12 protein-coding genes are annotated in these 13340 nt (G+C 73.4%); 6 read left to right on the forward strand and 6 right to left on the reverse strand.

Going from position 1 to position 13340, the window contains the following annotated elements; all coding sequences use genetic code 11:
- The first annotated feature begins 24 nt into the window (after positions 1–24).
- Positions 25–1602, forward strand: coding sequence for a serine/threonine-protein kinase (locus BN6_RS37905; protein ID WP_015105166.1), 1578 nt, complete (start codon positions 25–27; stop codon positions 1600–1602).
- Positions 1603–2098: 496 nt separating this feature from the next.
- Here BN6_RS37905 and BN6_RS37915 read toward each other — a convergent pair whose 3' ends face one another.
- Together BN6_RS37915 and BN6_RS37920 are read right to left on the reverse strand one after the other, a co-directional pair.
- On the reverse strand, positions 2099–2509 hold the full coding sequence (locus BN6_RS37915) for an SsgA family sporulation/cell division regulator (RefSeq protein ID WP_015105167.1): 411 nt from the start codon (positions 2507–2509) through the stop codon (positions 2099–2101).
- A 182-nt stretch (positions 2510–2691) separates the two neighbouring features.
- Positions 2692–3615 carry a DMT family transporter gene (locus BN6_RS37920; RefSeq protein ID WP_015105168.1) on the reverse strand — a complete coding sequence of 308 codons (924 nt, stop codon included), beginning with the start codon at positions 3613–3615 and terminating at the stop codon, positions 2692–2694.
- Positions 3616–3690: 75 nt separating this feature from the next.
- Between BN6_RS37920 and BN6_RS37925 the strand changes: the two genes are divergently transcribed.
- A complete protein-coding gene (locus tag BN6_RS37925) occupies positions 3691–4584 on the forward strand; it encodes a LysR family transcriptional regulator (protein WP_015105169.1) in 894 nt (297 codons plus the stop codon).
- Between the two features lie 212 nt (positions 4585–4796).
- Here BN6_RS37925 and BN6_RS37930 read toward each other — a convergent pair whose 3' ends face one another.
- Entirely contained in the window at positions 4797–5462 is a 666-nt protein-coding gene (locus tag BN6_RS37930) for a response regulator (RefSeq protein WP_015105170.1), read from the reverse strand.
- Complete coding sequence (locus tag BN6_RS37935; protein ID WP_015105171.1) at positions 5459–6856, reverse strand: ATP-binding protein; 1398 nt, start codon at positions 6854–6856, stop codon at positions 5459–5461. Before BN6_RS37935 ends, BN6_RS37930 begins: the two co-directional genes overlap by 4 nt.
- Before the next feature lie 122 nt (positions 6857–6978).
- On the opposite strand from BN6_RS37935, the gene BN6_RS37940 reads away from it, so the two are divergent.
- Positions 6979–8187 (forward strand): PspC domain-containing protein, encoded by a 1209-nt coding sequence (locus tag BN6_RS37940; protein ID WP_231904853.1) that lies wholly within the window; start codon positions 6979–6981, stop codon positions 8185–8187.
- Positions 8180–8383, forward strand: a complete 204-nt coding sequence (locus tag BN6_RS37945) for a hypothetical protein (protein ID WP_041315526.1) — start codon at positions 8180–8182, stop codon at positions 8381–8383. Before BN6_RS37940 ends, BN6_RS37945 begins: the two co-directional genes overlap by 8 nt.
- Before the next feature lie 222 nt (positions 8384–8605).
- Here the strand turns inward: BN6_RS37945 and guaA are convergent, their stop codons facing one another.
- Entirely contained in the window at positions 8606–10171 is a 1566-nt protein-coding gene (gene guaA, locus BN6_RS37950; protein ID WP_015105174.1) for a glutamine-hydrolyzing GMP synthase, read from the reverse strand.
- 46 nt (positions 10172–10217) lie between these two features.
- On the opposite strand from guaA, the gene BN6_RS37955 reads away from it, so the two are divergent.
- Positions 10218–11663, forward strand: coding sequence for an aldehyde dehydrogenase family protein (locus BN6_RS37955; RefSeq protein ID WP_015105175.1), 1446 nt, complete (start codon positions 10218–10220; stop codon positions 11661–11663).
- Here the strand turns inward: BN6_RS37955 and BN6_RS37960 are convergent.
- A complete protein-coding gene (locus tag BN6_RS37960; protein WP_015105176.1) occupies positions 11660–12280 on the reverse strand; it encodes a TetR/AcrR family transcriptional regulator in 621 nt (206 codons plus the stop codon). The two genes, BN6_RS37955 and BN6_RS37960, sit on opposite strands and share 4 nt — an antisense overlap.
- Positions 12281–12535: 255 nt before the next feature.
- On the opposite strand from BN6_RS37960, the gene BN6_RS37965 reads away from it, so the two are divergent.
- The gene (locus tag BN6_RS37965; protein ID WP_197540224.1) at positions 12536–13306 is read left to right on the forward strand and encodes an SDR family NAD(P)-dependent oxidoreductase; all 771 of its coding nucleotides are present in this window, start codon (positions 12536–12538) and stop codon (positions 13304–13306) included.
- Positions 13307–13340: the final 34 nt, after the last annotated feature.

The raw sequence follows: 13340 nt of genomic DNA on the forward strand, positions 1-13340 counted from the left end.
GCCCGAGCTAGCTTTGGAGCACCTGTGACCGACGATGGCCGCCTGGTTGCCGGCCGCTACCGACTGGGCCACCGGATCGGCAGCGGAGCGATGGGCATCGTCTGGCAGGCGCACGACGAGCGCCTGCACCGCACCGTCGCGGTGAAGCAGCTGCTGCTCCAGCCGGGCCTCGCCGAGGCGGACACCGACGAGGCGAAGCGGCGGGCGATGCGCGAGGGCCGGATCGCGGCCCGCCTCCAGCACCCGCACGCCATCGCGGTCTACGACGTGGCCGAAGACGACGGCCAGCCGTGGCTGGTGATGGAGTACCTGCCGTCCAAGAGCCTGTCGACGGTGCTGTCCGAGCGCGGCACGCTGCCGCCGCGCGACGTGGCGTCGATCGGCTCCCAGGTGGCGTCGGCGCTGGCCGCCGCGCACATCGCGGGCATCGTGCACCGCGACATCAAGCCCGGCAACGTGCTGCTCGGCAACGAGGGCACGGTCAAGATCACCGACTTCGGCATCTCCCGGGCGACCGGCGACGTCACGGTCACCGCGACCGGGATGCTCGCGGGCACGCCCGCCTACCTGGCCCCCGAGGTCGCGAAGGGCTACGACCCGGGCCCGCCCTCGGACGTGTTCTCGCTGGGTTCGACGCTGTACGCGGCGATCGAGGGGATGCCCCCGTTCGGCCTGAACGAGAACACCATCGCGCTGCTGCACCAGGTCGCGTCGGGCAAGGTCACGCCGCCCAAGCAGGCCGGCCCGCTGACCGCGCTGCTGATGCGCCTGCTGCGCGCCGAGCCGGAGGACCGGCCGACCATGGCCGAGGCCAAGGAGGCCCTGGCGGCGGTGGCCGCCGGCCGGGCCGCGCCGGAGTTCCCGGTGGCGCTGCCGCAGACGCACCCGCCGTCGTGGCAGGGCGCGCCCGTGCAGCAGCAGGCCGCGGCGACCCGGTCGCACGCGCCCGCACCGGCCGCGACCCGGGTGGCACCGCCGGTGTCGACCCCGCCGCGCCCGGCCAACGCGCTGCCGCCGCCCCAGCGCCCGGCCGCCGCGCCGCGCCGCGACCCCAAGCCGCCGGGGCGCGGGCCGATGAAGAGCAAGCGCTCGACCGTGGTGACGGCGCTGGCGATCGCGGCCGCGGCCGTCGTCGGCATCCTGCTGGCGAGCATGTTGACCAACGGCAAGGCCAACGACCAGGCCGGCCAGACCACGACGGTCACGCAGCCCGCGGCGGGCGGCGAGCCGTCGGTGTCGACCACCAAGAAGGCGTCCACCCCGCCGCCGAAGATCACCACCGACCCGACGCCGCAGCAGCAGGAGCAGGCGATCCGCGACTACTTCGCGCTGATGCCCGGCAACGTCGAGGACGGCTTCAACCGGCTGACCGCCGAGATGAAGAACGGCAACGGCGGGTTCGAGGGCTACAAGGGCTGGTGGAGCCAGATCAAGTCGATCGAGCTGGACAGCGTGAAGATCAACGAGCCGTACGCCTACGAGATCGAGATCACCTACACGCTGAAGGCCGGCTCGGTGTCCCGCGAGCGCAAGCTGATCGTGCTCAAGTGGGAGAACCAGGGCCTGTTCATCGCCAAGGACCAGTCGCTGGGCAAGGCCTAGACCGCCGGTCCCACCCGAATCCACGTCCCGGGGCCCACGTCGTCCCGGGGCCCACGACGTCCCGCGGCTCACGTCCTGCGATTCACGCCTTGCGGCCCACGACGTCTTGCGGCCCACATCTTGCGGCTCACGACGTCTTGCGGCTCACGTCCTGCGGCTCACGTCCCGGAGCCCGGCCGGGTACCGGCTCGGACTCCGCCGCCGACCGCCCGGCAGCCGCCGGGGCCGGCCTGACCGCGTCCTCGCGCCGATCAGCGCGGGGACGGTGTGACGTCCCGCCGCGGCGACCCCGGTCGTCCTCGACCCCCGTCGAAGACCGCGATCACGCGCGGGTGGTGCGTGTGGGCCGCGTGGCACACCTCGCGCGGCCCCGGCCCCCCGGTCGTGCGCCCGCCGGGCGACGCCTGTCGCGCCGCCGCCGGTGCGCCCGGCCGGTACCGGTCGCCCGCCGTCCCCCGGGACCCCCGTCGACCCTGGTGGAGGGCAAGCGACCGGGTCAGTTGGTGGAGACCAGCTTGGCCAGCTCGCGGTCGAAGTCGATCCACAGGTCCTCCTCGCCGGGCTGGACCACGTCGTAGGTGAGGTCCAGGAACTCGGCGATGTCCTCGGCCTGGGCCGACAGGATCGCGAACCCGGTGGGCGCGTTCAGCTCCAGCAGGACCCGCTCCGGGTCGTCGGCCGCCGGCCGGACCAGGATGTCGCCCTCGCCGGAGGGCGTGAGCAGGCCGTCGGCCAGCAGGTCCCGGGCGAAGATCCACTCGACCTTGCCCTGCCCGGTGTGGAAGAGCACGGCGACCGCGTACGGGTCCTCCGGCTCGTAGTGCAGCTCCGCTTCCACCGGTGCCGGCGCGACCCCCGGAACCAGGAGGTGGAACGTGGTACTCGCGGTGATGCTCTCGGCGCTCATGGTTGTGGTCCTTCCCGTGTTCATCCCTCTCTTGGAGAGGAGACGTCCGAGAAGGCCGAACGGGACGTGGTTCGGGCCAATACCACGCTATCGGGGGAGACCTGGGTCTCAGGTCCACCCGTTTGCCCAGTTCGGCTGTCTCAGTTGGCCGATACCGGCGGGTAACCCAGCGTTATCGCAGGTCACTTGTGCGTAGTCGCCGGCTCCGGGTCGACCGGGATGATCGCCGTCGCGGGCTGCCGGCGGGTCAGCGCGACCCCCACCAGCACCACCACCATGCCCGCCACGACCCTCAGGTTGAGGTCCTCGCCGAGGAACGCCGCGCCCAGCAGCACCGACACCACGGGCAGCAGGTAGCCGACCGTCGTGGCGTTGGTGGGGCCCTCGTCCTCGATCAGCCGGTAGTTGAGGACGAAGGCCGCGCCGGTGCCGAAGACGCCCAGGATCCCGACCGCCACCAGGGCCTGCCAGCTCAGGTGGGTCTCGTCCAGCCCGCCCGCCGGCAGCACCAGCACGGTGAGGCCGGTCGCGGTGACCAGCTGCGCGGAGGAGAGCTGGATGGACGACAGGCCGCGCCCGGAGATCGTGCGGCCGATGTAGGTGTAGCTGACCGCGTACGAGGCCGCAGCGGCCAGGCACGCCAGCGCGCCCCAGCTCGCCAGACCGGCCTTCTCCCACGGCGCGAAGATCAGCAGGGTGCCCGCGAAGCCCAGCACGAGCCCGACCAGCCGGGCGCTGTTGCGCCGCCGCTCGAAGCCCAGCAGCAGGCCCAGGGCGAGCGCCCACAGCGGTGTCGTGGCGTTCAGCACGCCCGCGACGCCCGAGTCGACGGTCTGCTCCCCGATCGCGAACAGCACGAACGGGATGACGTTGCCGAACACCGCGGCGACCGCCAGGTGGCCCCAGATGCCCTTGCCGGCCGGCAGCCGCTGACCCCTCGTGTAGAGCAGCACGACCAGCACCGCCGCGCCCAGCAGCGTGCGGACCAGGGCGATCTGGACCGGGGAGAGCCCGGTGAGGGCGATCTTGATCCACAGGAAGCTGGAACCCCAGAGCAGCGCGAGGACACCCATCCTGACCAGCGTGCCGGGTCTGTTCACGGACATACTCTGCGCTACCCGAAGCATCAGGACAAGTGAATAGAACTGCACGACGCTTAAGCTGAGCTGTACGATCGGGCGATGTTGGACGTGCGACGCATGCAGGTGCTCCGGGCCGTGGTCAGCACCGGTTCCATCACCGCCGCCGCGGTGAACCTCGGCTACACCCCGTCCGCGATCAGCCAGCAGGTGGCGGCCCTGGAGAAGCAGGCCGGGCTGCCGCTGCTGGACCGGGTCGGGCGGGGCGTGCGGCCCACCGCGGCGGGCCGGATGCTCACCGAGCACGCCGCCCACATCACCGACCGGCTGGTGGAGGCGGAAGCGGCGCTGGCCGACCTCCGGGAGGGCCGCACCGGGCGCCTGCGGGTCCGGTACTTCGCCACGGCGGGCGCGGCCCTCGTGCCGCCGGCCGTCGCCGCGTTCAAGGCCCGGCACGCCGACGTGCAGCTGGACCTGAAGCTGATCGAGCCGGACGACCCGATGGTCGAGGTCGAGGCGGGCCGCGCGGACGTGGCGCTGTCGGTGTCCGCGCGGGTGTCCGAGGCACCGCGCGGCGTGCACCTGGTCCACCTGCTCGACGACCCGTACCTGGCCGTCCTGCCGCGCGGCCACGACCTGGCCCGCAAGCGGGTGCTCGACCTGGCCGACCTGGCCGACGAGCCGTGGGTCGACGCGGTGAACCCGCCCGGCCCGTGCCGCGACATCGTGCTCAACGGCTGCGCGGCGGCCGGGTTCGCGCCGAACTTCGTGCTGGAGTCCGACGACTACCCGACCGCGCAGGGCTTCGTGGCGGCGGGCCTGGGCGTGACCATCGTGCCGAAGCTGGGCCTGGGCGTGATCCACCCGGGCGTGGTGGTCCGCAAGCTCCGCCACCCCGAACCGACCCGCGCCATCTGCGCGGCGATCCGCGAGGACGGCATCACCTCGCCGGCCGTGCAAACCCTGCTCAACGCCCTCAAGGCCGCCATCGCCTGACCTGGGCCCCACGCCGACCCGTCCCGACCCCGGCGACACGCCTGGTGCGCTCGGGCCGCGCGGTGTGGCGGGTCGACGGCCCTTTGCGGCGGCCTGAGGGCGCGCCTGAGCCCTTCCGGCCACGCGGCAGTGCAGCGCACCCGCTCCGGCGGCGTGCTTGCGTCAGGCGGCCGGTTCCGGCGGCGCAGCGGGGCGTCCCAGGGCGGTGGTGGTCAGACCAGGCGGCGGTCGGAGGCCCAGCGGGAGAGTTCGTAGCGGTTGGAGAGCTGGGTCTTGCGCAGCACGCTCGACACGTGCGTCTCGACCGTCTTCACCGAGATGAACAGCTCGGACGCGATCTCCTTGTACGCGTACCCGCGCGCCAGCAGGCGCAGCACGTCGCGCTCCCTGGGCGTGAGCAGGTCCAGCTCCGGGTCGCTGATCGGGGCCGCGCCGGGGCGGTCGGCGAACGCGTCGAGCACGAAACCGGCCAGCCGGGGGCTGAACACCGCGTCGCCGTCGGAGACCCGGACCACCGCGCGCACCAGCTCCTGGCTGGAGATGGTCTTGGTCACGTACCCGCGCGCGCCCGCCCGGATGACCGCGATCACGTCCTCCGCCGCGTCCGACACCGACAGCGCCAGGAACACCACGTCCGGCAGCGCCGTGCGGACCTGCCGCAGCACCTCCGCGCCGCCGCCGTCGGGCATGTGCACGTCGAGCAGCACCACGTCCGGCTTCAGGTGGCCGATGCCGACGACGGCCTCGGCCACCGAGCCCGCCTCGCCGACCACGTCCACCTCCGCGGTGATCGAGTCCAGCTCGGCGCGCACCCCCGCCCGGAACAGCGCGTGGTCGTCCACCAGGAACACCCGCACCGGCGCCTTCTCGGTTGTCACGTCCTGGCCTCCGTCTTCTGGTTTCCGGCGGTCTTCCTCGGCATGTACAGCTGCACCTCGGTGCCCTCGCCGGGCGTGGTGCGCAGCCGGACCTCCCCGCCGTGCCGGTCCATCCTCCCCCGGATCGAGTCGGCCAGACCATGCCGGTCCTCCGGGACCAGGTCGGGGTCGAAGCCCTTGCCCCGGTCGCGCACGAACACGGTGACCCGCTCGGGCTCGACCTCGCCGTACACGCTGATCTCGCCGACGCCCGCGTGCTTGGCCGCGTTGACCATCGCCTCGCGGGCCGCCTGCACCAGCGCCAGCAGGTTGTGGTCCAGCGCGCAGTCGCCCACCACGACCTGCTGGACGGCGATGGCGAACTGGTCCTCGACCTCGCCGGACGCCTTGGCGATCGCGGCGGACATCATCGTCGGCTGGCCGTCCTCGCCCATCGCGGGCCCGTACAGCCAGTCCCGCAGCTGCCGCTCCTGGCCGCGCGCCAGCCGCTTGACCTCGCGCTGGTTGTCCGACTGCTTCTGGATCAGCGCCAACGTCTGGAGCACCGAGTCGTGCAGGTGCGCGGCGATCTCGGCGCGCTCCTCGGTGCGGATGCGGACCCGGCGCTCCTCGCCCAGGTCGTTGATCAGCTTGATCCACAGCGGCACGGTGAGCACCGCCACGCCACCCAGCGTGGCCACCACCGCAAGCAGCGCGAACCGCAGCTGGTCGATGCCGTAGCTGCTGATCAGCAGCACGCCGATGCCGATCGCGACCAGCGCCACCCCGGACAGCACCCGGACCAGCGCGGCCCGGCCGGTGCCGAACAGGCCGGACCGGGCACCGTCGCGCCACCGCCTGCGCTGCGCCTCGTCGGCCTCCCGCCACACCACGGCCGCGCCGACCAGGGCGACCGCGAGCGGACCCACGATCCAGCCGCTGACCGGCCCGGACAGCAGCCCGCTGATCACCGCCGCGGCGATGCCCAGCGCCACCAGGCCGAGCGCCTGCTGACGCTCCTGGGGCTTCGGCGGCTTCTCCGGGGTGTCCACCGCGCGTTGCGGCACGAACAGCCACAGCAGGCCGTACGCCACGATCCCCACGCCATTGAGGGCGGTGAGCGCGGCGAACACGGCGCGCACCCAGAACACCTCGATCCCGAGGTGGTCGGCGACACCGCCCGCGACGCCCGCGACGACCCGCCCGGCCCGCCGCCGGCGCACCGGCTCGGCCCCGCGCCCGGCCTTGGCCGCCAGGGTCGCGGTCGACAACGCCGGGTGCGCGCCCGTCGACTGCGCGCCCGCGGGCTGTGCCGCCGTCGGGTGTGCCGTCGTCGGGAGTGCCACCGTTGGGCGTGCCACCGCCGGGTCGGACGCGGTCTGGTCGGGCGTGGCCGGTTTGGGCGTGGAATCCACCTGCGAGCTCACCTCCTGATGGTCACACGTGCGGGTGGCCCTTCCATCAGGGTTCCACCCGATGCGCGGATCAGGGTGGGTCCCCGATGTGCATCGTCCCCCGGACAACCATGCTCGACATCGTGAGCGGGAACCTGAGCACAGCCGGCGTCGAAGAGACGCTGAAGGACTTCTGGGTCAGCCGACCCAGGCGGCCGCACGAGGGGCGGAAGATCGCCGGCGTCGCCGCCGGTATCGCGCAGCGGTACCAGATCGACCCGGTCGTCGTCCGAGTCGCGTTCGTGGCCATGGCCCTGTGCAACGGCGCGGGCTTCCTGATCTACCTGCTGGGCTGGCTGTGGCTGGCGCAGGACAACGACGAGGTGTCCGCCGCCGAGGCCCTGATCGGCCGCGGCCGCAGCTCCACCCCGGTGCCGCTGACCATCCTGCTGGGCCTCGCGGTGCTGCCCGCGACCGGCTTCTTCGTGGACGGCGGCTTCACCATGGTGGGCGGCGTGCTGCTCTCCGTCGGGGCGGTCTACCTGCTGCACCGCGGCCGGGGCTCGCTCAACCGTCCGCCCTCCGCACCCGAGGTGAGGCCCGTGGATACCGCCGAGTCCCCCACCACCCGCGTGACGCCGCCCGCGTGGGACCCGCTGGGCGCCGCGCCCTTCGCGTGGGACCTGCCCGAACCGACGCCCACGACCGCGGTGCCGGCCGAGCAGCCGTCCCGGCCGCCGCACCGGCGGCGCAGGTCCCGGGTGGGCGCGGCGACGTTCGGGCTGTCGCTGGTGGTGCTCGCGGGCGCCCTGGTGGCGTCCTCGTACAGCGCCTGGTTCACCGCCCAGCACATCATCGGGCTGGTCGTGGCGACCCTGGGCCTGGGGCTGCTGGTGGGCGCGTTCCGCGGCGGCGGACGCGGGCTGATCGGCCTTGTCGTGCCGCTGAGCCTGGCGGGCGCGGTGCTGACCAGCGCGGACTTCTCGACCTTCGACGGCTCGGAGCACGTCGGTGACGTGGACGCGCGGCCGGTCACGATCGAGCAGTTGCAGTCGCGGTACGACACCAACGCGGGCACCGTCGACCTGGACCTGACCGGCCTGCCGGCGTCCGGCACGGCGACGACCGCGGTGGAGGTGGGAGTGGGCAGCGTGAAGGTGCGGGTGCCGGCCTCCGCCGACGTGACCGTGACCTGTCACACCGGGCTGGGCTCGGTCGAGTGCCTCGGCCCCGAGAAGGGCGGCCGGAACAACACCGCGACGGTGACCGACGGGGGCACCGGCGAGGGTGGTCTGAAGTTGGAGCTCGATGTCCGTGCGGGAGTGGGAGAGGTGGTGGTGCGCCGTGGCTGACCAGGGATCGATCGAGAAGCGAGGGGTGGACGTCGTGGGCCTGGTGTTCGGGGCGGCAGCCCTGGTCGCCGCCGCCTACATGCTCTCCGACGGGGCGTCGTGGCCGGCGTTCCTGGACGTGCGGTGGGTCCTGGCGGGCGGGGCGATGCTGATCGGCCTGGGCCTGCTCGCCGGCTCGGCCCGCCGGAGGCGCTAGCCGGAGGGGGGCCCAGGGAAAGGGCACCGGGAACGGGCCCAGGTCAGGGGAACGGGGAAGAGCGGGGAACCGGGGGTCGGGGAACCGCAGGGGGAGATCGGGGAGAAGCGCCGGCAGGGGTGTAGGCGCTGGGGGAAGTCCGGGGGTCGGAAAGGCCACCTCGCGGTCCGCGAGGTGGCCTTTTCGCGTGCCTGTGCCGCCGTGGGGCGGGTCAGGCCGGGGTCACTCCCACTCGATGGTGCCCGGCGGCTTGCTCGTCACGTCGAGCACCACGCGGTTGACCTCCGCCACCTCGTTGGTGATCCGGGTCGAGATGCGCTCCAGCACGTCGTAGGGCAGACGGGTCCAGTCGGCGGTCATCGCGTCCTCGCTGGACACCGGCCGCAGCACCACCGGGTGGCCGTACGTCCGGCCGTCGCCCTGCACGCCCACGCTGCGCACGTCGGCCAGCAGCACCACCGGGCACTGCCAGATCGTCCGGTCCAGGCCGGCGCTGGTCAGCTCCTCGCGGGCGATCGCGTCGGCCTTGCGCAGGATCTCCAGCCGCTCGGCGTCGACCGCGCCGATGATCCGGATGCCCAGCCCCGGCCCGGGGAACGGCTGGCGCTGCACGATCGTCTCCGGCAGCCCCAGCTCGGTGCCGACCCGGCGGACCTCGTCCTTGAACAGCGCGCGCAGCGGCTCGACCAGGGTGAACTGGAGGTCGTCGGGCAGGCCGCCGACGTTGTGGTGGCTCTTGATGTTCGCCGTGCCGGCGCCGCCGCCGGACTCGACCACGTCCGGGTAGAGCGTGCCCTGCACCAGGAACTCGTAGTCGCCCTCGGCCTTGAGGTCCCGCTCGGCCTGCTCGAAGACCCGGATGAACTCCCGGCCGATGATCTTGCGCTTCTCCTCCGGGTCGGTGACGCCGGCCAGCGCGCCGAGGAACCGCTCGCGCGCGTCGACGGTCACCAGGCGCACGCCGGTCGCCGCCACGTAGTCCCGCTCGACCTGGGCCCGCTCGCCCGCGCGCAGCAGCCCGTGGTCGACGAACACGCAGGTCAGCCGGTCACCGATGGCGCGCTGCACGAGGGCCGCGGCGACCGCCGAGTCGACGCCGCCGGACAGGCCGCAGATCGCCTTGCCGTCGCCGACCTGCTCGCGGATCCGCGCGACCTGCTCGTCCACGATGGACGACGTGGTCCACTGCGGCCGGATGCCCGCGATCTCGTGCAGGAACCGGCGCAGCACCTCCTGGCCGTGCGGCGAGTGGCCGACCTCGGGGTGGTACTGGACGCCGGCGAAGCGGCGCTCGCGGTCCTCGAAGGCGGCCACCGGCGCGCCGTCGCTGGACGCGGTCACCGTGAAGCCCTCGGGGGCGGCGGTGACGCAGTCGCCGTGGCTCATCCACACCGGGTGGGTGCCGGGCAGCTCCTCGTGCAGCAGGCCGGACTCGGTCACGGCCAGGTCGGTGCGGCCGTACTCGCGGGTGCCGGTGTGCTCCACGGTGCCGCCCAGCACGCCCGCCATCGCCTGGAAGCCGTAGCAGATGCCGAACACCGGGACGCCGAGCTCGAACACCTTCGGGTCGACCTGGGGCGCGCCCGGCTCGTACACGCTCGACGGCCCGCCGGACAGCACGATGGCCGCCGGGTCCCGCTCCACCAGCTCCGCCACCGACGTGGTGTGCGGCACGACCTCGGAGTACACCTGCGCCTCGCGGACCCGGCGGGCGATCAGCTGCGCGTACTGCGCCCCGAAGTCGACTACCAGAACTGGGCGGTTGCTGCTCTCAGACACGGCCGACATCGTCTCAGACCTGCACCGGGTGCGCGGAACGGCCTAGGTTGGGCGCATGGACGCGACCACCCCGCAGCCACGTCCCTGCTGGATCGCCGGACACGCCGAGCAGGGCACGCAGGCCATCACCGTGTACCACCCGTTCGACGGCACGGAGGTGGCGTCGGTCGCGGTACCGGGCCCCGAGCAGGTGGAACGGGCGATCGCGACGGCGGCCGCGGTCGCCAAGGAGTTCCGCCGCACCCCGGCGCACGTGCGCGCGGAGGCGTTGCTGGCGGTGTCCCGGGCGCTGGCCGACCGCGCCGAGGAGATCGCCGAGACGATCACCGCCGAGAACGGCAAACCGCTCAAGTGGGCGAACATCGAGGTCACCCGGGCGGTGAACACCTTCCGGTTCGCCGCCGAGGAGGCCCGGCGGTTCACCGGGGACCTCCAGCGGCTGGACACCGACGCCACCGGCGAGGGCCGGCTCGCGCTGGTCCGCCGGGTGCCGCGCGGTCCGGTGCTGGCCGTCGCGCCGTTCAACTTCCCGCTGAACCTGGTGGCCCACAAGGTGGCCCCGGCGCTCGCGGTGGGCGCCCCGGTGATCGTCAAGCCCGCGTCGGCCACGCCGCTGTCGGCGCTGCTGCTGGGCGAGCTGCTGGCCGAGACCGACCTGCCCGAGGGCGTGTTCTCGGTGCTGCCGGTGCGCGGCGCGGACATGAAGGCGCTGGTCACCGACGAGCGGCTGCCGGTGATCTCGTTCACCGGGTCGACCTCGGTGGGCTGGTCGCTGACCGACGACGCGCCGCGCAAGCACGTGCTGATGGAGCTGGGCTCGAACTCGGCCGCGATCGTCTGCCCGGACTGGCCGGACCTGGACCGGGCGGCGTCCCGGATCGCCACGTTCGGCAACTACCAGGCCGGCCAGTCCTGCATCGCGGTGCAGCGGGTGATCGTGCACCAGGACGTGGCGGAGGAGTTCGTGCCCAAGCTGGTGGCCGCCGTGCGCGCGCTGCGGACCGGCGACCCGCACGACCCGGAGGTCGAGGTCGGGCCGCTGATCGACGAGGACAACGCGCGCCGGGTCGAGCAGTGGGTGGCCGAGGCGGTCTCCGCCGGGGCGACGCTGCTGGTGGGCGGCGGGCGGGACGGGACGACGGTGCAGCCGACCGTGGTGCGGGACGTGCCGGCGTCGGCGAACCTGTGGCGCGACGAGGTGTTCGGGCCGGTGCTGACGGTGTCCGTGGTGGCGTCCACGGCGGAGGCGTTCGAGCTGGCCAACGCCACCGACTACGGCTTGCAGGCCGGGGTGTTCACCCGGGACGTGGCGGTGGCGTTCCAGGCGGCGGCCGAGCTGGAGGTCGGCGGCGTGATCATCGGCGACGTGCCGTCCTACCGGGCCGACCAGATGCCCTACGGCGGGGTGAAGGGGTCCGGGACGGGCCGCGAGGGCGTGCGGTCGGCGATGGACGACTTCACCGAGGAGCGCACGATGGTGCTCACCGGCATCACCCTCTAGCCGGGCTCCCCCGCCGGCCGGACGGGCTCGCCCGCCGCCGACCCGGCACCGCCGGCCGGCTCGGCACCCCGGGTCAGCATGAGCAGGGCGTCCACCAGGTGCTCGGCGTCGGAGCCGGTCGCCAGGGCCCGCAGCTTCAGGCCCATCACCAGGCCGACCACGGCACTGGCGACCTTCTCCGGCTCCGCCACGCCGAGCGCGGTCAGCACGGTGGCCGCGAGCCGGTCGTAGGCGGCGAAGCACTCGGCGGCGGCGGTCCGCAGCTCCGGGTCCCGGCCCGCGTGCAGGTAGAGCTCGTAGGGCGCGATCCGCTCGCTGTCCGGCGGCATCGCGCCGGCGACCTCGCCGACCAGCCGGACGACCTGCCGGAGGTCGGCGAACTCGCCCTCCGTGCGCCGGGCCAGTTCACCGATGTGCCGGGTCTCCTCGCTGACGAAGTGCAGCAGGCTCTCCCTGAGCAGGTCCTGCTGGGTGGCGAAGTGGTAGGTCACCGACCCGAGCGAGACGCCCGCCTGCTGCGCGATGCGCCGATTGGTCACGCCCGCCACGCCGTCGTCGCCGATGATCCGCAGCACGGCCGCGATGATCCGCTGCCGGGTCTCGGCGGGTCTGGTCATGCCGCCATTGTCCCCTGCCTGCCGAGGGCGACCTCCACCCGTGCGACCAGGCGCGACGGTGCGAGGCCGAACGGCCGCACGCCGGGCAGCGCCGGCCGCTCCCGGTGGACGGCGGCGTCGGCTTGGTCCGGTCTCGACGTGAGACTCCCTCGATACGGTACTGTTCGTTCGAACGAACAACTACCCGGCCGACCACGGTCACGGGTATCCGTTGATCACACCTGGGAAGCGTCCATGCAGGTCAGAGGAGCAACCGTGTTGTTGACCAGCGCGACCGGCGGCCTCGGGCACGCCATCGCCCGCGCGCTGCACCGGCGCGGCGCGAAGCTCGTGCTCACCGGCCGCAAGGTCGCCGAGCTGGAGGCGCTCACCGCCGAGACCGGGGCCCGCGCGATCGTCGCCGACCTGGCCGACCCGGACGACCTGCACCGGCTGGCCGGCGAGGCCGGCGAGGTGGACGTGCTGGTCGCCAACGCCGCCCTGCCCGCCAACGGCGAGCTACTCGACTTCACCGCCGAGCAGGTCCGCCGCGCACTCGCGGTCAACCTCGACGCGCCCATCGCCCTCACCCACGCGCTGCTGCCCGCGATGCTCGACCGGGGGCGCGGGCACGTGGTGCTGATGGGCTCGCTCGCGGGCAAGGTCACCTCGGCCCACGCCTCACTCTACAACGCCACCAAGTTCGGCCTGCGCGGTTTCGGGCTGGCCCTGCGGCAGGACCTGACCGGCACCGGCGTGGGCGTGTCCGTGGTGCAGCCGGGGTTCGTCCGGGACGCCGGCATGTTCGCCGAGACCGGCCAGAAACCGCCCTCCGGGTTGCGGACGGTCTCGCCCGGCCAGGTCGCGGCGGACGTGCTGGACGCCGTCGAGCGCGACCGCGGCGAGGTCGACGTGGCTCCCGTCGAGCTGCGCGTGGCGAGCACCCTGGGCAGCGCGTTCCCGGGCTTCGCGGCGGCGTTGCAGCGCAGGCTCGCCACCGAGGACGTGATGGGGCGGATGTCGGCCGCGAACCGCGCCAAGCGCTGAGGTCCGCGCCCGACCAGGTCAAGGCCAGCCCGCG

Source organism: Saccharothrix espanaensis DSM 44229 (assembly GCF_000328705.1).
Classification (GTDB): Bacteria; Actinomycetota; Actinomycetes; order Mycobacteriales; family Pseudonocardiaceae; genus Actinosynnema; species Actinosynnema espanaense.

Bases quoted from the DNA above. Each gene is read 5' to 3' on its own strand.
- BN6_RS37915 (WP_015105167.1), bottom strand. From the start codon at position 2,509: ATGAGCGCCGAGAGCATCACCGCGAGTACCACGTTCCACCTCCTGGTT.
- BN6_RS37920 (WP_015105168.1), bottom strand. From the start codon at position 3,615: ATGTCCGTGAACAGACCCGGCACGCTGGTCAGGATGGGTGTCCTCGCG.
- BN6_RS37925 (WP_015105169.1), top strand. From the start codon at position 3,691: ATGTTGGACGTGCGACGCATGCAGGTGCTCCGGGCCGTGGTCAGCACC.
- guaA (WP_015105174.1), bottom strand. From the start codon at position 10,171: ATGTCGGCCGTGTCTGAGAGCAGCAACCGCCCAGTTCTGGTAGTCGAC.
- BN6_RS37955 (WP_015105175.1), top strand. From the start codon at position 10,218: ATGGACGCGACCACCCCGCAGCCACGTCCCTGCTGGATCGCCGGACAC.
- BN6_RS37960 (WP_015105176.1), bottom strand. From the start codon at position 12,280: ATGACCAGACCCGCCGAGACCCGGCAGCGGATCATCGCGGCCGTGCTG.